Origin of the sequence: Streptomyces sp. A0958, from assembly GCF_004795035.1 — a bacterium.
Classification (GTDB): Bacteria; Actinomycetota; Actinomycetes; order Streptomycetales; family Streptomycetaceae; genus Streptomyces.
On sequence record NZ_SSBK01000031.1, the window covers coordinates 16135 to 33456 of the forward strand.

General features: G+C 72.8%; 18 protein-coding genes. 7 read left to right on the forward strand and 11 right to left on the reverse strand.

All coding sequences use genetic code 11. The features are described 5' to 3' along the window. Positions 1 to 77: 77 nt before the first annotated feature. Positions 78 to 1190, forward strand: a complete 1113-nt coding sequence (locus E6P78_RS25205; protein ID WP_136205927.1) for a pectinesterase family protein — start codon at positions 78 to 80, stop codon at positions 1188 to 1190. Positions 1191 to 1255: 65 nt separating this feature from the next. Here the strand turns inward: E6P78_RS25205 and E6P78_RS25210 are convergent, their stop codons facing one another. From E6P78_RS25210 to E6P78_RS25225, 4 genes are all read right to left on the reverse strand, one after another. Beyond that, positions 1256 to 2002, reverse strand: coding sequence for a hypothetical protein (locus E6P78_RS25210; RefSeq protein ID WP_136205928.1), 747 nt, complete (start codon positions 2000 to 2002; stop codon positions 1256 to 1258). Continuing rightward, complete coding sequence (locus tag E6P78_RS25215; protein ID WP_136205929.1) at positions 1999 to 2565, reverse strand: SigE family RNA polymerase sigma factor; 567 nt, start codon at positions 2563 to 2565, stop codon at positions 1999 to 2001. Before E6P78_RS25215 ends, E6P78_RS25210 begins: the two co-directional genes overlap by 4 nt. Before the next feature lie 144 nt (positions 2566 to 2709). Then, the gene (locus E6P78_RS25220) at positions 2710 to 4161 is read right to left on the reverse strand and encodes a penicillin-binding transpeptidase domain-containing protein (RefSeq protein WP_136205930.1); all 1452 of its coding nucleotides are present in this window, start codon (positions 4159 to 4161) and stop codon (positions 2710 to 2712) included. Positions 4162 to 4253: 92 nt separating this feature from the next. Continuing rightward, on the reverse strand, positions 4254 to 5024 hold the full coding sequence (locus E6P78_RS25225; RefSeq protein WP_136205931.1) for an IclR family transcriptional regulator: 771 nt from the start codon (positions 5022 to 5024) through the stop codon (positions 4254 to 4256). 232 nt (positions 5025 to 5256) lie between these two features. On the opposite strand from E6P78_RS25225, the gene E6P78_RS25230 reads away from it, so the two are divergent. From E6P78_RS25230 to E6P78_RS25255, 6 genes are all read left to right on the forward strand, one after another. Then, positions 5257 to 6714: an aldehyde dehydrogenase (NADP(+)) gene (locus E6P78_RS25230; protein ID WP_240799372.1), complete on the forward strand. Its 1458-nt coding sequence runs from the start codon at positions 5257 to 5259 to the stop codon at positions 6712 to 6714. Next, a complete protein-coding gene (locus E6P78_RS25235) occupies positions 6711 to 7322 on the forward strand; it encodes a DUF1349 domain-containing protein (protein ID WP_136205933.1) in 612 nt (203 codons plus the stop codon). The genes E6P78_RS25230 and E6P78_RS25235 overlap by 4 nt, the downstream gene beginning before the upstream one ends. 112 nt (positions 7323 to 7434) lie before the next feature. Further along, complete coding sequence (locus E6P78_RS25240) at positions 7435 to 8163, forward strand: hypothetical protein (RefSeq protein ID WP_136205934.1); 729 nt, start codon at positions 7435 to 7437, stop codon at positions 8161 to 8163. A gap of 46 nt (positions 8164 to 8209) precedes the next feature. Next, positions 8210 to 8695: a GNAT family N-acetyltransferase gene (locus tag E6P78_RS25245; RefSeq protein ID WP_136205935.1), complete on the forward strand. Its 486-nt coding sequence runs from the start codon at positions 8210 to 8212 to the stop codon at positions 8693 to 8695. A gap of 130 nt (positions 8696 to 8825) precedes the next feature. After that, complete coding sequence (locus tag E6P78_RS25250; RefSeq protein ID WP_136205936.1) at positions 8826 to 9548, forward strand: DsbA family oxidoreductase; 723 nt, start codon at positions 8826 to 8828, stop codon at positions 9546 to 9548. A 103-nt stretch (positions 9549 to 9651) separates the two neighbouring features. After that, complete coding sequence (locus tag E6P78_RS25255) at positions 9652 to 10725, forward strand: aminotransferase class V-fold PLP-dependent enzyme (RefSeq protein WP_136205937.1); 1074 nt, start codon at positions 9652 to 9654, stop codon at positions 10723 to 10725. On the opposite strand, the gene E6P78_RS25260 is transcribed toward E6P78_RS25255, so the two are convergent. The 7 genes from E6P78_RS25260 to E6P78_RS25290 all read right to left on the reverse strand — a co-directional run bounded on the left by E6P78_RS25260 (position 10716) and on the right by E6P78_RS25290 (position 17164). Beyond that, complete coding sequence (locus E6P78_RS25260) at positions 10716 to 11738, reverse strand: VOC family protein (RefSeq protein WP_136205938.1); 1023 nt, start codon at positions 11736 to 11738, stop codon at positions 10716 to 10718. The genes E6P78_RS25255 and E6P78_RS25260 overlap by 10 nt on opposite strands. Before the next feature lie 252 nt (positions 11739 to 11990). Next, entirely contained in the window at positions 11991 to 12317 is a 327-nt protein-coding gene (locus E6P78_RS25265) for a hypothetical protein (RefSeq protein WP_136205939.1), read from the reverse strand. A gap of 178 nt (positions 12318 to 12495) precedes the next feature. Beyond that, positions 12496 to 13389 carry an ectoine hydroxylase gene (gene thpD / locus E6P78_RS25270; protein WP_136205940.1) on the reverse strand — a complete coding sequence of 298 codons (894 nt, stop codon included), beginning with the start codon at positions 13387 to 13389 and terminating at the stop codon, positions 12496 to 12498. Positions 13390 to 13393: 4 nt separating this feature from the next. Next, positions 13394 to 13792, reverse strand: coding sequence for an ectoine synthase (locus E6P78_RS25275; RefSeq protein ID WP_018553312.1), 399 nt, complete (start codon positions 13790 to 13792; stop codon positions 13394 to 13396). A gap of 66 nt (positions 13793 to 13858) precedes the next feature. Continuing rightward, positions 13859 to 15121 (reverse strand): diaminobutyrate--2-oxoglutarate transaminase, encoded by a 1263-nt coding sequence (ectB, locus tag E6P78_RS25280; protein ID WP_136205941.1) that lies wholly within the window; start codon positions 15119 to 15121, stop codon positions 13859 to 13861. An 86-nt stretch (positions 15122 to 15207) separates the two neighbouring features. Continuing rightward, positions 15208 to 15738, reverse strand: a complete 531-nt coding sequence (gene ectA / locus E6P78_RS25285) for a diaminobutyrate acetyltransferase (RefSeq protein WP_276607231.1) — start codon at positions 15736 to 15738, stop codon at positions 15208 to 15210. A 319-nt stretch (positions 15739 to 16057) separates the two neighbouring features. Then, a complete protein-coding gene (locus E6P78_RS25290) occupies positions 16058 to 17164 on the reverse strand; it encodes an aminotransferase class V-fold PLP-dependent enzyme (protein WP_136205942.1) in 1107 nt (368 codons plus the stop codon). Positions 17165 to 17322 lie beyond the last annotated feature (158 nt).

The following is a 17322-nucleotide window of genomic DNA, read 5'->3' on the forward strand; positions in this document are numbered from 1 at the left end:
CCGCACCCTCCCCGCCGGCGCCGCGCGGCGCCGGCGGGGGCCCCTCGCACCCCCGCAAGGAAGTGGAGTACCCGCCCATGCCCAGCAGACGAACCGCTCTCGCCCTCCTCGCGGGCGGCGGCGCGGCCCTCGCCCTCGGCGCGGCCCCCGCGGCCCTCGCCCAGGGCCGCCCCGACGCACACCGCCCCTTCGGGCGCTACGGCACGCCCTCCCGCCGCCTCGACCCCGCGACCCTCTACGTCGACGCGCACGGCAGGGGCGACCACACCCGCGTCCAGGCCGCCGTGGACGCCGCGACCGGAACCGGCCGCACCCTGGTGATCGCCCCCGGCACCTACCGGGAGACCGTCGACATCCCCGCCGCCGGGACCGGCCTCACCCTCATCGGCGCGAGCGGCGACCCGCGCGACACCGTGATCGTGTACGACAACGCCAACGGCACCCCGTTGCCCGGCGGTTCGGGCACGTACGGCACCAGCGGGTCCGCCACCGTCACCGCCCGGCCCGCCGGCCTCACCGCCCACCACCTGACCTTCGCCAACGACTGGCTGCGCGCCGACCACCCCGAGTACACCGGCACCCAGGCCGTAGCGATCAAGGTGCTGGGCGACCGCTCGGCCTTCCACGGCTGCCGCTTCCTCGGCCACCAGGACACCCTGTACGCCGACTCCGCCTCCCTCACCGCCTTCTCCCGCCAGTACTACCGGGACTGCTACGTCGAGGGGGACGTCGACTTCGTCTTCGGCCGCGCGTCCGCAGTTTTGGAGCGCTGCCACTTCCGCACCCTGACCCGCACCGACCTGCCGGCCCCGCCCCACGGCTTCGTCTTCGCGCCCAGTACCGCTGGCGCCAACCCGCACGGCTTCCTGGTGCTGCGCTCCCGCGTCACGAGCACCGCCCCCGACGGGTACTTCAAGCTGGCCCGCCCCTGGGTGCCCTCGTCCGACCTCACCGCCCACCCCATGCTGACCGTGCGCGACAGCCACCTCGGCGCGGGCATCGACACCGACGAGCCGTACGGGACGATGTCGGCCGGCTTCCCGTGGCAGGAGCAGCGCTTCGCCGAGTACCGCAACACGGGCCCCGGCGCGCGCGTCACCGTACCCGCCAACCGCCCCCGGCTGACCGCGTCCGAGGCGCGCCGGCACACCCCGGCCACCTGGTTCGGCGACTGGCACCCGCGGGTCTGAGAGCCGGCCGGCGGTCCCGGCCGAAGCGGGCTGGGGGCAGCGGTCCCGGCCGAAGCGGGCCGGGGTCAGCGGTCCTGGCCGAAGCGGTCGCCGACCGAGGCCTTCCGGCCCGAGACCCGGACGGCGTGCGCGGTCACGTAGTCGCCGGTGGCGTCCCGTTCGCCCTCCGCGTGGTTGTACTGCCCGGCGAACGTGTGCGTGCCGGCCGGGACCGTCCGGCCGGTCCTCAGCGTCCACCGGTAGACCAGGTAGCCGCCGTCCTCGGTCGCCGACACCGTGAAGTCCGCCTCCGGCAGCGAACGCCAGGAGCCGGTGCTGTTCACACCGCCGGTGAGCGCGATCCGCAGCTCCACGGTGAGCGAGGACAGCGGCTCGGTCGTCCGCAGGGTCACATTGCTCTGCGCCCAGTACGCGTTGCTGTGCGGGTCGACCACGCCGCCCGTCCACAGCGGCCCGTCCTCGGGGCGCAGCCCCCCGAGCGCCGCCGGATGTGTCACGGCGGCGGTGGGGGAGGGGGAGGGGGACGGGGCCGCTTTTGATGCGGACGGTGCCGCTGCCACCTGCCGGCCGTGCGTCCCGCCGTCGCCCGCCGAGGTGACGGCGAACGTGCCGGCCGCCAGCACCCCGCAGACCGCCGCCGTCGCCCCCGCGACCCGCAGCCACGGCAGCGCGGCACGCGGCGGGCGCACCGTCCGCGCCGGGCCGTGGCCACCGGCCATGCCCCGCTCGACCCGGGCCAGCATCCGCTCGCGGTCGGGGCGGTGGGCCTCGGCGGCGTCCCGCAGCCGCCCGGACAGCTCCTCGTCCTTCACCGGTCTCCTCCGCTGCGCTGCGCCGCGACGGCCACCCGTACCCGCGCGGCGGGCGTCTCGGGCCCCAGCAGCCGCTGCAGTTCCGCGACGGCGCGCGAGGTCTGGCTCTTGACCGTACCCACCGAGATCCCCAGCACCAGCGAGGTCTCCCGCTCCGAGAGGTCGAACGCGTGCCGCAGCACCACACAGGCGCGCTTGCGGAACGGCAGCCGGCGCAGCGCCTCCTGGACGTCGACCACCGCCGGCACGTCCGGACCGTCGGCGCCGCCGTCCCCGCCGCCGCGCGGCGCCCAGAACAGCGCGACCCGGCGGCGTTCGCGCACCGCGCTGCGGATGCGGGTCCTGGCCAGGTTGGCGACGACCCCGCGCGCGTACGCCACCGGGTGGCCGGCCTCGCGGACCCGGTCCCAGCGGTGCCAGAGCGCGAGCAGGGCGTCGGCCGCCAGATCGTCGGCGGCATCGGCCTCACCGGTCAGCAGGTGGGCGAGGCGGGCGAGTTCGGCGTAGTGGGCCTCGAAGAACTCATGGAACTCGGCGGCGGCATCGTCGACGGCTGTGCCCACAGCTACCTCGTCCCTGCGCTCGAATCCCGTGCACGCCCGGCCGGTCCGGGTACGTCCCCGGCGCCGCCGCCCGGGGCGGGGCGTGAGCGTACCAGCGTCCCGCAAGCGCTTCGACACGGGTACGTACCCGGACCGGGGCGGGCGCTACCGCCGGAGCGCCGCCTCCATCATCTTCCGGGCGATCGGCGCCGCGAGGCCGTTGCCGCTGACCTCGGAGGCGGCCGCGCCGGAGTCCTCCACGACGACCGCGACGGCGACCTCCTGGCCGCCGCTGCCGGCCTTCGCGTACGAGGTGAACCAGGCGTACGGGGTGTTGCTGTTGCCCACGCCGTTCTCGGCGGTGCCCGTCTTGCCGCCCACCTCGGCGCCGGAGATCCGGGCGTTGGTGCCGGTGCCCTGCTCCACGACGGTGACCATGGCGCTGCGCAGCTGCTCGGCGGTGGACGCGGAGACGATCCGCTTCGTGTCGCCGTCCGCGAAGTCCTCCAGCGTGCCGCCCTCGCCGTCGGTGACCTTGGAGACCATGTGCGGGGCGGCCAGCTCGCCGCCGTGGGAGAGGGCCGCGGAGACCATCGCCATCTGCAACGGAGTGGCGGTCACCTCGAACTGGCCGATGCCCGAGAGCGCCGTCTGCGCCTTGTCCATCCCGGTCGGGTACACACTCTTCGAGGCCCGGACCGGCACGTCCAGCTTCTCGGTGTTGAATCCGAACTTCTCCGCCATCGCCCGCACCTTGTCCTGGCCGAGGTCGGCGGCGACCTTGCCGAAGACGTTGTTGCACGAGTACTGGAGCGCCACGCGCAGCGACGCGTTCTCGCAGGGGGCCGACGCGCTCTCGTTCCGCAGCGGGGTGGTGGTCCCGGGGAGCGTGTACGGGCTGGGGCTCTTCGTCGGCTCGTCGACCGAGCTGTAGAGGCCGTTCTCCAGCGCGGCGGACGCCACGACCAGCTTGAACGTCGAACCGGGCGCGAGCGGCTGCCGCATCGCGCGGTTGACCAGCGGCTTGTCCGGGTCGGCGAGCAGCTTCCGCCAGGCGTCGCCGTCGCTGGTCCCGCTGATCGTGGACGGGTCGTAGGACGGGGAGGAGACCATGCCCAGGATCTGTCCGCTCCGCGGGTCGATCGCCACGGCCGCGCCCTTGTCGTCGCCGAGCGCGTCCCGCGCCGCCTTCTGGACGTCCGGATCGATCGTCGTCACCACGTCGCCGGGCGCGGCCCGCTTGCCGGTCAGCGCGTCCAGCGGGTTCTTCAGCCGGTCGTCGGTGCCGTCCAGCACCTGGCTGTAGATCCCTTCGAGCTGGGTGGAGCCGTACGCCTGCGAGCCGTAGCCGGTCACGGCCGCGTAGAGGCCGTCCTGCGTGTAGGTCCGCTTGTACGCGAGATCGCTCCCCTCCGTCCTCTTCGAACCCGTGACCGGGGAACCGGCCACGATGATGTCGCCCAGCGGCTGCGCGTACTGCGCGATGGTCTTCCGCCGGTTGTGGTCGTCGTCTGCGAGCGCCCGGGCCTGGTACGCCTGCACCCAGGTCGCCCGCCCCAGGAGGGCGAGGACCAGCAGCAGGCAGAAGACCGAGGCGCGCCTGATCGTCTTGTTCATCCCGCTTGTGGGACGTGCGGGGCCCGGCTCCCGTTCCCGGTTGTGCCGCTTCTCACCGATTCCTCATCGTCACCCGGCGGGACCGGGGCCCGTCAGAGCCGGCGGGTGGCGAGCGTCAGGCGGTCGCGCGCGTCGAACAGCGCGTCCTTGACCGTCTGTTCGTGCGCGGGCGTGAGCCGGGCGACCGGCACCGAGCAGCTGATGGCGTCCCGGGCCGGGGTGCGGTAGGGGACCGCGACACCGAAGCAGCGCAGCCCCAGGGTGTTCTCCTCGCGGTCCACCGCGTACCCCTGCTCGCGGATCTGGTGCAGCTCCTCGATGAGCTTCTCCCGGTCGGTCAGGGTGTGCTCGGTCAGCGCGGGCAGCGTCTCGGGCAGCATCTTGCGGACCTGCTCGTCGCTGTAGGTGGCCAGCAGCGCCTTGCCGAGCGACGTGGAGTGCGCGGGCAGCCGGCGGCCGACGCGGGTGAAGGGGCGCAGGTAGTGCTGGGACTGGCGGGTGGCGAGGTAGACCACGTTGGTCCCGTCGAGCCGGGCCAGGTGGATGGTCTCCGTGGTGTCGTCGGAGAGCCGGTCCAGGGTGGGGCGGGCCGCGGCGACCACCTCGTCGCCGTCGATGTACGAGGTGCCGACCAGCAGGGCCCGTACGCCGATCCCGTACCGCGTGCCCGTCGCGTCCGTCTCCACCCAGCCCAGCTCGACCAGGGTGCGCAGCAGCATGTAGAGGCTGGACTTGGGGTAACCGACGGCCTCCTGGACCGCGGCGAGCGAGTGCATGCCCGGCCGCCCGGCGAAGTACTCCAGCAGTTCCACCGTCCGTACCGCGGACTTGACCTGCGCCCCACCCGACTCGGCAACCGACATCGCCCTACGCCCCTTCCAGCCCACCGACGAAACCCCGCGACTTCTTGCCAACACCGAACACCCGGAAATAGAGTCGCTTCATATTCACGATCAGGAACTCTGTTCAGAATACCGAACAACTTATACCGGACAGCGTCTGATGTGCGGCAGTGGAGCGGAAGGAATCATGGTGGCAGCAGCACCAGTCTGGAGCGTCGACCCCCGCACCGGGAACCCGCGCGAGCAGGTTGCGGTGGAGGCCACAGCCGAGGAGGTCGACCGTGCGGTCCGGTCCGCCCACGCCGTACGCGGCTCCCTCGCCGACCGCACCGTGCGCGCCGCCTTCCTGCGCACCGCGGCCGACCTGCTCACCGAGGCCGGTGAGCACGTCATCGAGGCCGCCGACGCCGAGACGGCGCTCGGGCCCGCCCGGCTGACCGGCGAACTCGCCCGCACCGCAGCACAGTTGCGGGCCTTCGCCGAGGTCGTCGACGAAGGCGCCTACCTCGACATCCACATCGACCACGAGGACGCAACCCGCACCCCGCCCTGGCCCGACCTGCGCCGCTACAAGATCCCGCTCGGCGTCGTCGCCGTCTACGCGGCCAGCAACTTCCCGCTCGCCTTCTCCGTCCCCGGCGGCGACACCGCCAGCGCCCTCGCGGCCGGCTGCCCCGTCGTCGTCAAGGCGCACCCCGACCACCCCGCGACCTCCGAGCTGTGCGCCTCCGTGCTGCGCCGGGCCGCCGCCCGGATCGGCCTGCCCGAGGACGTCGTCACCCTCCTGCACGGCTTCGAGGCCGGCGTCGCCCTCGTCAAGCACCCCCTCGTCGGTGCCGCCGGCTTCACCGGCTCGGTGCGCGGCGGACGCGCCCTGTTCGACGCGGCGGCCGCACGGCCGGCCCCCATCCCCTTCCACGGCGAGCTGGGCTCCCTCAACCCCGTCGTCGTCACCGAGGCGGCCGCCGCCGAGCGCGGCGAACAGATCGGTACGGGGCTGGCCGGCTCGATGACCATGGGCGCGGGTCAGTTCTGCACGAAGCCCGGATTCGTCCTGGCCCCCGAGGGCGAGGGCGGCGACCGGTTCCTGAAGTCGCTCACCGAGGCCGTCAGCGACTCCGAGGCCGGCGTCCTGCTCGACCACCGGATGCGCGACGCCTTCCTCGCCGGAGTGGCCGAGCGCACCGCCCTCCCGGACGTGGACGCCCCCGTCACCCCCGGCGCGGGCGGCGAACACACCGTCGCGGCCGGCTTCCTGACCGTACCGGCCCGGCTGCTCACCGCCGAGGGCCCGCACGACGCGCTCCTGGAGGAGTGCTTCGGCCCCGTGACCGTCGTCGCCCGCTACGCCTCCGAGGACGAGATCACCGCCGTCCTGTCCCGGCTGCCCGGCAACCTCACCGCCACCCTCCACATCGCCACCGAGGAGGCCGACGGCAGCGCGGCCGGGCTCCTCGCCGAACTCACCCCGCTCGCCGGCCGCGTCCTCGTCAACGGCTGGCCGACCGGCGTCGCCGTCGCCCCCGCCCAGCACCACGGCGGCCCCTACCCGGCCACCACCTCCACCTCCACCTCGGTCGGCGCCACCGCGATCGAACGCTGGCTGCGCCCGGTCAGCTACCAGACCACCCCCGAAGCGCTCCTCCCGCCGGAGCTGCGCGAGGACAACCCGCTGGGCCTGCCCCGCCGAGTGAACGGACGACTCACATGACCACCACCCTCCCCGAACTCCCCTTCGCCCTGGAGCCGTTCGGCCCCGCCATCGACTGGAGCCACGAGAACGGCGTGCTCACCGGACGCGCCGGCGCCCGGCAGGACCGCTTCGTCCCGCCGGACGGTGAGAGCCTCGACTCCGTGAGCGACGCGTCCCGGCTGCTGGGCACCGCCCCGGCGGGCGACTTCCAGCTGATCGCCCGGGTCCGGGTGGGCTTCGCCGCCGCCTTCGACGCGGGCGTCCTCTACCTGCACGTCGGCGACCGGGAGTGGGCCAAGCTCTGCCTGGAGCTCTCCCCGGACCGCCCGACCATCTGCACCGTCGTCACCCGAGGCCACTCCGACGACGTCAACTCCTTCGTCGTGGACGGCGACAGCTACTGGCTGCGCCTGAGCCGTACGGGCAACGCCTTCGCGTTCCACGCCTCGGCCGACGGCGAGAAGTGGACCTTCGTCCGCGTCTTCGCCCTGGGCACGCCGGAGCAGGCGGCCACCGCCTCCATCGGCTTCCTCGCCCAGTCGCCCACGGGCGACGGCTGCGAGGTGTCCTTCGACCGGATCGCGTTCCGGCCGACCGGCCCGGCCGACCTCCGCGACGGCAGCTGAGGCGCCCCCGGGACGGGCGGTGCACGCAGGGAAATCCCGTACCGGTGCACCGCCCGGCCGTGAGAGCCTGCCCGACGGCTCCGGAAGCCGGAGCGCCGAGGGAGGGGCCGTCATGGGTGTGCATCTGATCGGCGGCGGCTGGGACGAGGACATCGCGCCGCTCGTCTACGGCCCGTTCCTCGCCGAGGTGGGGGACGAGGGCGTGGTGGGATGCCTGCTCCTCGACGAGGGGGACGGCGCCGAGCAGTTCACCCGCTACGCCACCGTGCTGCGGCGGGTCGCGCCGGGCGTCAGACCGGTCCCGCTGCTCGTACCGGAGGGCGGCGTGTTCGCACCCGGGGAGCTGGCCGGGGTGGACGGGCTGCTGGTCGGCGGCGGACTCACCCCCGCCTATCAGGACGCCCTCGCCCCGGTACGGGACGCCGTGGCACGGATCATCGCCGAACGCCCGCTGCCCTACGCGGGCTTCTCCGCCGGCGCGGTCGTCGCCGCCCGCCGCGCCCTCGTCGGCGGATGGCTGGACCGGGGCGCCCCCGTCTGCCCCGACGACGCGGCGGAGGACCTGGAGGAGATCGAGGTCCGCGACGGCCTGGGACTCCTCCCGTACACCGTCGACGTGCACGCCTCCGCCTGGGGGACGCTCGGGCGGCTGGTCGCGGCGGTGGCCCGCGGCGAGGCGGCGGCCGGCGTCGCCCTCGACGAGAACACCCTGCTGTCCGTCACGGCCGACGGCCGGGCGACGGTGGCCGGGGCGGGTCAGGTACGCCTCGCGCGTCGCGGGGAGGACCCCGGTTCCGTCGTCGTGCACGCCCGGCGCGCGGGGGAGCGGTTCGTGCTCTGAGCCCCGTACGGCAACCGGTTGAAGGCCGGGCGGCGTCCCTCACTTCATGATCCGTATTGCTACCGCCGCCGATCTCGACGCCATAGTCACCGTCCACACCGAGGCACGTGCCACCTACTACCGGGGCCACCTGCCCGAGGAGGAGTACGCGGGCACCGAAGAGGTGGCCCGCAGCCGGGACGGCTGGGCGGGTGCCATCGACCGGGACGACGCCACCGTGCTCTGCGCGGAACTGGACGGCGCCCTCGTCGGCGTCGCCGCCTACTCCGTGCGTGACGGCTCCGCGCACCTCTCCCAGTTCCACGTGTCCCCGGCCCACTGGCGCGAGGGCATCGGCAGCGCCCTGCACATCGCGTGCATGGCCGGCTGGCAGCGCCACGGCGTGACGGAGGCCCGCCTGGAGGTCTTCGCCCCCAATACCGGCGCCCAGTCCTTCTACTCCGCCTGCGGCTGGACCCCCGACCCGGACAACCCCCGGTCGGGCGACCACCTGGTGCTGCGCCGCGACGTGCCGCCGGCCGGGCAGGGCTGAGCGGGAGACCGTTCGCGGCAGGCGCGCGGTCCGGGGAATGAGACGGGCCCCGGGTGCGTTGGGGCGGGGAGCGGAGGGTGCCTCCGCGCTGTGTGAGCAGCCGCCCGAGAGCCCGGAGAGAAGAAGAGTCATGCGCGTCGAGATCTGGAGCGACATCGCCTGCCCGTGGTGCTACATCGGCAAGGCCCGCTTCGAGAAGGGCCTGGCGGGCTTCGCCCACCGCGACGACGTCGAGGTGGTGCACCGGTCCTTCGAACTCGACCCGGGGCGTGCCAAGGGCGACACCGAGCAGGTCATCGACATGCTGGCGCAGAAGTACGGGCGCACCCCCGAGGAGGCCCGCTCGATGGAGGCGAACGTCGCGGCCAACGCCCGGGCGGAAGGGCTCGGCTACCGCACCGAGGGGCGCGACCACGGAAACACCTTCGACATCCACCGGCTGCTGCACCTGGCCAAGGCCCGCGGCCGCCAGGACGAGCTGCTGACCCTCGCCTACCGGGCGAACTTCGCCGAGGACCGTTCCGTCTTCGACGACGCGGTGCTCGTGGAGCTGGCCGTCGAGGCCGGTCTCGACGCCGAGGAGGCGCGCACGGTGCTCGCCGACCCCCAGGCGTACGCCGCCGAGGTACGGGCCGACGAGCAGGAGGCGTCCGAGCTGGGCGCCAACGCCGTGCCGTTCTTCGTGTTCGACCGGCGCTACGGCATCTCCGGCGGCCAGCCCGCCGAGGTCTTCGCCCAGGCGCTGGAGCAGGCGTGGAAGGACCGCCCGGTGACCGCGTCCGGGGACGGCGACGCAGCGGCCTGCGACGCCGACGGGGCGTGCGAGGTCCCCGGGGCGGCCGGGACCGCCTGACCCCACGCGGACCCGCGACAGCCCCGACACATAAGCATTGCTGGGGTTTTCCCGTGAGATTTTGTCAATTGACCCGAGGTCGGGGAGGCACCAGGCTGGGCGCATGATGACGTCTTCGCTCAGCCGTGTCGTGGCCGACGAGTTCGCGCCGGAGACCACCTACCTCAACACCTCCACCTGCGGTCTGCTGCCCCGCCGCACCGTGGACGCCGTGAAGGCCCTCGTCGAGGAGAACGCCCGTGGCAGCAGGGCCGGGTCGGGGGACTTCGGGGCGGTGGACCGGGCCCGGGACGGGTTCGCCCGGATCGCCGGGGTCGCGGCCGGCCGGGTCGCCGTCGGCAGCTCGGTCGCCGGCCACGTCGGGCTGATCGCGTCCTCGCTGCCGCCGGGGGCCGAAGTCCTCGCGCCCGAGGGTGAGTTCAGCTCGGTCGTCAGCCCGTTCGCGGTACGGGGCGACCTCACCGTGCGGTACGCGCCGCTGGGGGAGCTGGCTGACGCCGTGGGCCCCGGGACCGCGCTGGTCGCCTTCTCATCGGTGCAGTCCGCCGACGGCCGGCGTGCGGACCTGGACGCGGTCCGGGCCGCGGCCGCCGCCCACGGTGCCCGGACCCTGCTGGACGCCACCCAGTCGGCCGGCTGGCTGCCGCTGGACGCCGGGGCGTACGACTACACGGTCACCGCGGGCTTCAAGTACCTGCTCTGCCCCAGGGGCACGTCGTTCCTCACCGTCACCGAGGAGGCGCAGGAGGGCCTGGCGCCCGTCTTCGCTGGATGGGTCGCGGCCGAGGACCCGTGGGGCAGCACCTACGGGCCGGTCACCGAGCTCGCCTCCGACGCCCGCCGCTACGACGAGCCGCCCGCCTTCCTCTCGTACCACGGGGCCGAGCAGTCCCTCGCGCTGCTCCACGAGATCGGCGTCGAGGCGCTGCACACCCACGCCACCGGACTCGCCGCCCGCTTCCGCGCGGGGCTCGCGGAGCTGGGCCGCACCCCGGTCCCGGCGGACACCGCCGTCGTCGCGGTGCCCGGGCTGGGCGACCGGGCCCCGGAGCTTCAGCGGGCCGGGGTGATGGTCGCCGGACGGGCCGGCAATCTACGGGCGTCCTTCCACCTGTACAACACCGAGGCCGACGTCGACCGCGCCCTGGACCTCCTCGCCGGGCGGCCTCAGCCCTGAGCGTCCGCCGGCGGCGCGCTGTGCCACTTCCACGACGTCACGCGCTCGTGGCCCGGCAGGTCGGCGCGGCCGGTGGACCAGAGGAGTACGGTCCACCGGTCCTCGTCCTCCGGGGCGTCGGGGAAGAGGCGGGCCAGCGCCCGGTCGCACAGGTCGGCGGCCGGCGCCCAGGTCAGGCCCAGGCCCTCGGCGATGTCGTGGGTGTGCACCAGGGTCTCCACGACGCCCATGGCGGCGAAGCCCTCCGGGTCGGAGACCCCGTACCCGTGGTACGAGCGGACGTCAGGGGCGGCCGTGCGGACCATCGCGGACAGCAGCGCGCCGCTCGCCTCCAGGGTCTGGAGCAGTCCCGCCGTGCCGGCCTCCGGGTCCGCGAAGACCGCGTTCCACGGGCCCCCGTCGCGCTGCGGGGCCCAGCGGTAGGGCACCTCGGTCTCCAGCGAGGGCGTGCGCGGGCCGAGTTGGACGGCGTACGCGAACAGGTCGTCGCTCAGGTGCTCCACGGTCTCCCAGCAGTCCCAGCGCAGCGTGCCGGCCGGGACGCGCCAGTCGGCGTCCGCGGCGGCGGCGAGGGTGTCGACCGTCAGCCGGACCGCCTCGGTCACGTCGTCGGCGGTGACCGGCAGCCGTCTACCGGTGAGCGCCGCCCGTTCGGCCGCGCCGCACTCCACGCAGAACTCGTTGCCCTCCGGGTCGGCCAGGGTCGCCCAGCCGCGGCCGTTCGGCTTGCGGTGGTCGGCGACCAGGGTGGCGCCGAGGGCCAGCAGCCGCTCGACCTCCTCGTCCCGGGTGCGGTCCTGGGGCTGGACGTCCAGGTGGACGCGGTTCTTGGCGGCCTTCGGTTCGGGCACGGTGACGAACAGGAGAGCCGCGCCGGGCGTTTCGAGCAGCGCCTCGGGATCACCGGGAAAGTCGTCGTCGGCAAGCGCTCCGCCCAGCACCTGCGCCCAGAACGATCCGAGCTCGTAGGCGTCCAGGGAGTCGACGGTGACGTGATGTATGTGAGAGGTCATTCGCCCACTGTCGCCGCTGAACCGTGCCGCCGTCCAGCGAGTTGAATCCGGTGCCGGGCCCCGCGAGTGGTCGGCACGGGACCGGTCACTTCCGTTCCTCCCGGCTGTACAGCCGTCGTCCCCGCCCCTCCTCGTCCGGGCCCCAGTATTGGTGACGGCGATTTTGTACGCGGTCTTGGTGATCGACGTCGCCCTGATCCTCCGCAGCAGGCTGTTCCATTCCTCCGGACTCGCGGCTCCATGGGTCACCGCCTACGTGTCCGCGGCGCCCGTCACACGGTGCTCGGAGACGAGGAAAGTGCCGCCCCCCTCCGGTATGACCGCCACCTTGACCGGCACCGCCGGTTCCGGGCGCGGCGAGGCAGGGGCCGCTGAGGTCCCGTCCTGCGGCGCGGCGGCGGCCGGTTTACCGTCACCGCTCAGCGCGTCCGTGACGGCGTCCTGGAGCGTGCTGCCCAGGCCGGTGATGAGGCCGACGATCACGGCGGACACCCCGGCCAGCACCGACGCCGTGATGACCGCACGGGCCGAATTCCGCTCGGCCTGCGGGCCGTCCGTGCTCCGTCGCCGTTCGGACACTCGCCGAAGGCGCTCGCCCTGACCGGTCCGTCGCGCCATGGTTCCCCCACACACGTCCGGAGTTCCATGACTCTGACGGGGTGTCCGGGGGCGGCCAGGGGGTTACCGGTGTGCGGTGATCATGCCGAAGGGGCGGTGCGCGCAGCCGCGTACCGCCCCAACAGGCCGTTCGGGAAACCTACTTCACCGGCGTGAAGTCGCGCGCCCCGATGAACTCCGGGCGGCGGACCGGAGCCGCGAAGGGCTCCTGGGCCGTGTTCTCCACACTGTTGAACACGATGAACACGTTGCTGCGCGGGTACGGGGTGATGTTGTCGCCCGAGCCGTGCATCGCGTTGCAGTCGAACCAGGTGGCCGAACCGGGCTTGCCCGTGAAGAGCCTGATGCCGTGCCGGTCGGCCATCTTCGTCAGCGCCTCGTCGGACGGGGTGCCGGCGTCCTGCATCTGGAGCGACTTCTTGTAGTTGTCCTTCGGCGTCTCGCCCGCGCAGCCGAGGAACGACTTGTGCGAGCCGGGCATGATCATCAGCCCGCCGTTGGTGTCGTGGTTCTCGGTCAGCGCGATCGACACGGACACCGTCCGCATGTTCGGCAGACCGTCCTCGGCGTGCCAGGTCTCGAAGTCGGAGTGCCAGTAGAACCCCGAGGCACCGAAACCGGGCTTGACGTTGATCCGCGACTGGTGGACGTAGACGTCCGAGCCGAGGATCTGGCGGGCCCGGCCCACCACCCGCTCGTCGCTGACCAGCCGGGCGAAGACCTCGCTGATCCGGTGGACCTCGAAGACCGACCGTACGGACTGCGACTTGGGCTCGATGATCGAGCGCTCGTCGGCGCGTACGGCCGGATCGGCGATCAGCCGTTCCAGCTCGGCGTGGTAGCCGGCCACCTCGTCCGGGGCGATCAGCTGCTCGACGGTGAGGAAGCCGTCGTGCTCGTAGCCCTGCAGTTCCTTCGCGGTGATCGGACCCGGCGCGCCCGGCGCGGACCAGATGACCGGGTCCTGGCGGGGAGTGGTCATCTCGGCGGCGCCGCGCGAGGGGTACAGGTCGGTGCGTACGTCGGTGGTCATGGGTTCAGCCCTCCTCGGTCAGCAGTGGATAGACACCGTTCTCGTCGTGCTCCTCCCGTCCGGTGACCGGCGGGTTGAAGACGCAGACGCAGCGGAAGTCCGTCTTGGGACGCATCGTGTGGTGCTCGTGGCCGTTGAGCAGATACATCGTGCCCGGCGTGATCCAGTGCTTCTCGCCGGTCTCGTCATTGGTGAGCTCGGCCTCGCCCTCCACGCACAGGACCGCCTCGATGTGGTTCGCGTACCACATCGAGGTCTCGGTGCCGGCGTACATCGTGGTCTCGTGGAGCGAGAAGCCGACCTTCTCCTGGGCGAGCACGATGCGCTTGCTCTCCCAGGTGCCGGACGCGGCCTTCACATGCCGGTCGGTGTTCTCGATGTCGGCGAACGATCGGACGATCACGGTGGCTGTGTGCCTTTCTCTCTACGACGGTGTTGTGTACGGGGGCCGCCGCGGCGGCCCCCGGGATCAGGCGGTCTCGCGGACGGCGCGGGCCAGCGTGCGCAGGCCCTCGTCCAGTTCCTCCGGGGTGATGGTGAGCGGCGGCAGCAGCTTCACGACCTCGCTCTGCGGGCCCGAGGTCTCCAGCAGCAGCCCCAGCTGGAACGCGCGGGCGCAGACGGCCGACGCGCGGGTCGGGTCGTCGAACTCCAGGCCCCAGACCAGGCCGCGGCCGCGGAAGCGCGCGGTGTCGTGCTCGCCGCAGATGGCCAGCATCGTCTGCTCGACCTGCTGGCCCCGGGCCAGCGTCTGCTTCTCCATCTGGCCGTCCGCCCAGTAGGCGTCGAGCGCGGCGGCGGCGGTGACGAACGCCGGGTTGTTGCCGCGGAAGGTGCCGTTGTGCTCGCCCGGCTCCCAGATGTCCAGCTCCGGCTTGAACAGGCACAGGGCCATGGGCAGTCCGTAGCCGCTGATGGACTTCGAGAGCGTCACGATGTCCGGCGTGATGCCGGCCTCCTCAAAGGAGAAGAAGCCGCCGGTGCGGCCGCAGCCCATCTGGATGTCGTCGACGATCAGCAGCATGTCCTGGCGCCGGCACAGGTCCTGGAGCGCGCGCAGCCACTCGGGGCGGGCCACGTTGATGCCGCCCTCGCCCTGGACCGTCTCCACGATCACGGCGGCCGGCTTGTTGAGCCCGGAGCCCTGGTCCTCCAGGAGCCGTTCGAACCAGAGGAAGTCGGGGACCTGGCCGTCGAAGTAGTTGTCGAACGGCATCGGCGTGCCGTGCACCAGCGGGATGCCGGCGCCGGCCCGCTTGAAGGCGTTGCCGGTCACGGCCAGCGAGCCGAGCGACATGCCGTGGAAGGCGTTGGTGAACGAGACGACGGACTCGCGGCCCTTGACCTTACGGGCCAGCTTCAGCGCCGACTCGACGGCGTTGGTGCCCGTCGGGCCGGGGAACATCACCTTGTACGGCAGGTCGCGGGGGCGCAGGACGACGTTCTGGAAGGTGTCCAGGAAGGCCCGTTTGGCGGTGGTCGCCATGTCGAGGCCGTGCGTGATGCCGTCGCGTTCGATGTAGTCGATCAGCGCGCGCTTGAGCACCGGGTTGTTGTGGCCGTAGTTGAGCGAGCCCGCGCCGGCGAAGAAGTCCAGGTACGAGTGGCCGTCCTCGTCGGTCAGCCGGGCGCCCTGGGCGCGGTCGAACACGGCGGGCCAGCCGCGGCAGTAGCTCCGTACCTCGGACTCCAGGGTCTCGAAGACACTCAGGGCGGGCGGGGTGATGGTCACAGCGGGTCTCCTGCGTGAGGTGGTGTGACGGGCGGCGGTGAAGGTTGGCTGCGGCGGGCCGGCGGCCCGGCGGGGGAAGTGCCTGCTCAGGCGTGGAACGGGCCGATGCGGTAGAGCACTTCCGGCAGGTGGGTGCCTTCGGGGAACAGGCCGCCGTCGAAGAGCACCTCGCGCTCCAGGGCCACGCCGTGGCGCTGCGCGTAGGAGGTGAACAGGCGGTCCGATGCGGTGTTGTCCGGGGTGACGGTCGTCTCGACGGAGGCGAGGCCCTGCTCGGCGGCGACGCGCGCGGTCAGGGAGTCCAGCAGCTTCGCCGCCAGGCCGGTCCCTCGGTGGCCGTGGTCGACGGCCACCTGCCAGACGACGAGCGTCTCGGGGCGGTCGGGCCTGATGTACCCCGTCACGAAGGCGACGGGGTCGCCGGTCTCGTCGCGAGCGACCACGGAGGTCGCCGCGAAGTCACGGCACCACAGCAGGTAGCTGTACGAGGAGTTGAGGTCCAGGACCTCGGAGTCGCGGGCGATGCGCCAGATCGCGGCTCCGTCCTCCACTCGCGGGGTGTCGATGGTGAGGAATTCGCTTCGGGCACTTGCAAAATCTGCTGGTGCGGCGGTCATGGCAATTGAATTTACCTAGCAAATTTCGAAATTGCATCGACGCGAGGGGTTGGGCGGCGCGAAGCTCTGTGTTATCAGGCGGGTGCGCGCACCAGCGCGAACCGGTGGCGTTTTCTCCCGTTTTGGCCCCCATTTATCGGTCAAATCGCCGACTGTGTGGAGTCGGTCACAAGCTCATAACTCTCTCCACACACAAGCGAAATGCGTCTCACGAGTCTCATTGGAACTGGGGTGTTTAGCTCCGGGGAAAGCGGGCAGAAGAATGCGGGGAGCTGCTCTGAATAAGGCAGCTCCCCGCATTTATGGATGACGTCCCGATTTACGCGCTGGGCCAGGTTTCCGAAACGGCCTTCCGGGCAGCTTCCAGATCGACCTGCCGGCCCGCCTCGGCCAGCGCCGACCCCAGAGCCGCGAGCGAGGACAGCACCGCGCCCCGCGTCGCATCCACCCCGTAGTGATTGACCCGGATCATCTCCTTGGACAGCGCCCCTCCGCCCGCGATCAGCGGCAGCGAGGGCTCGCCCGCGAGCGCCCGCGCGACCAGCTCCGAGGCGTCGACGCCGTCAGGGGTGCGCAGCGTGGTCGCCACCGGCGCGGCGTCCCGTGCCTCGTGCACGTACGGGGTCAGACCGCCGCCCAGCGCCACCGCACCGGCCCGGGTGGCCGCCGCGGCCGCCGCGTGACGGGCCATCACCGCGTCCGGGCCCTCCGCCTCGATCCGCTCCACGCACGCCTCCAGGGCCAGCATCTCCAGCTGGGCCGGGGCGTGCGGCAGCGCCTTGCGCCCTCCGTCGATCCAGCGCTCCTTCCAGTCGAGGAGCGACAGGTAGGAGCGGCGCGGGGCCTGCGGGTTGGCGGCGATCCGCTGCCAGGCCCGCGCGCTCACCGACACCGCCGACACCCCGGCCGGACCGCCCATCGCCTTCTGCGAGCCGATCACGCACAGGTCCACGCCCCAGGCGTCCGGCAGCAGCGGCTCGGCGCCCACCGACGCGACGGCGTCCAGCATGAACAGCGCCCCGTGCGCCCGCACGACCTCGCCGATCTCCGCGACCGGGTTGGTGTTGCCGGTCGCCGCCTCGGCGTGGACCAGCGAGACGAAGTCGATCTCCGGGCGGGCGGCCAGCGCGTCGGCGACCTGACCGGCGGTGACGGCCGTGTGGAACGGCACCTCCAGGTCGACCACCTCGGCCCCGCAGTCGCGCAGCCAGTTGCCGAACGTCTGCCCGTAGGGGCCGGTCACCACGTTCAGCGCCGTCGAACCGGGCCGGGCCCCGCCCCTGATGCAGCCTTCGAGGGGGAGCAGCGCCTCGCCCTGCATGACGACGACGTCCTGCTCGGTGGCCAGCAGACCGGCCACCCGCCGCTCGATCGCCGCGAAATGCGCGGCCGTCAGCGGGGCGAGGTCGAGGAAGGGGTGCGTCACGGCGGTGCTCTCTTCGGGTTCGGATCGGTGGCGCCCGGCCTGCGGGCCGGGTCTGCTCCGAGAGTACCCAGCGTCTGCCGCCCGGCCCCGGCCCCGGCCCTTCCGCAGGACCGGCCCGGTGCGGGGCGTGGCAGCCGGCCGGGCCCCTCGTACAGTGC

What these genes read in the sequence shown, in the direction of transcription:
- E6P78_RS25205 (WP_136205927.1), top strand. Translation starts at nt 78, where the DNA reads ATGCCCAGCAGACGAACCGCTCTCGCCCTCCTCGCGGGCGGCGGCGCG.
- E6P78_RS25220 (WP_136205930.1), bottom strand. Translation starts at nt 4,161, where the DNA reads ATGAACAAGACGATCAGGCGCGCCTCGGTCTTCTGCCTGCTGCTGGTC.
- E6P78_RS25225 (WP_136205931.1), bottom strand. Translation starts at nt 5,024, where the DNA reads ATGTCGGTTGCCGAGTCGGGTGGGGCGCAGGTCAAGTCCGCGGTACGG.
- E6P78_RS25235 (WP_136205933.1), top strand. Translation starts at nt 6,711, where the DNA reads ATGACCACCACCCTCCCCGAACTCCCCTTCGCCCTGGAGCCGTTCGGC.
- E6P78_RS25240 (WP_136205934.1), top strand. Translation starts at nt 7,435, where the DNA reads ATGGGTGTGCATCTGATCGGCGGCGGCTGGGACGAGGACATCGCGCCG.
- E6P78_RS25245 (WP_136205935.1), top strand. Translation starts at nt 8,210, where the DNA reads ATGATCCGTATTGCTACCGCCGCCGATCTCGACGCCATAGTCACCGTC.
- E6P78_RS25250 (WP_136205936.1), top strand. Translation starts at nt 8,826, where the DNA reads ATGCGCGTCGAGATCTGGAGCGACATCGCCTGCCCGTGGTGCTACATC.
- E6P78_RS25255 (WP_136205937.1), top strand. Translation starts at nt 9,652, where the DNA reads ATGATGACGTCTTCGCTCAGCCGTGTCGTGGCCGACGAGTTCGCGCCG.
- E6P78_RS25260 (WP_136205938.1), bottom strand. Translation starts at nt 11,738, where the DNA reads ATGACCTCTCACATACATCACGTCACCGTCGACTCCCTGGACGCCTAC.
- thpD (WP_136205940.1), bottom strand. Translation starts at nt 13,389, where the DNA reads ATGACCACCGACGTACGCACCGACCTGTACCCCTCGCGCGGCGCCGCC.
- ectA (WP_276607231.1), bottom strand. Translation starts at nt 15,738, where the DNA reads ATGACCGCCGCACCAGCAGATTTTGCAAGTGCCCGAAGCGAATTCCTC.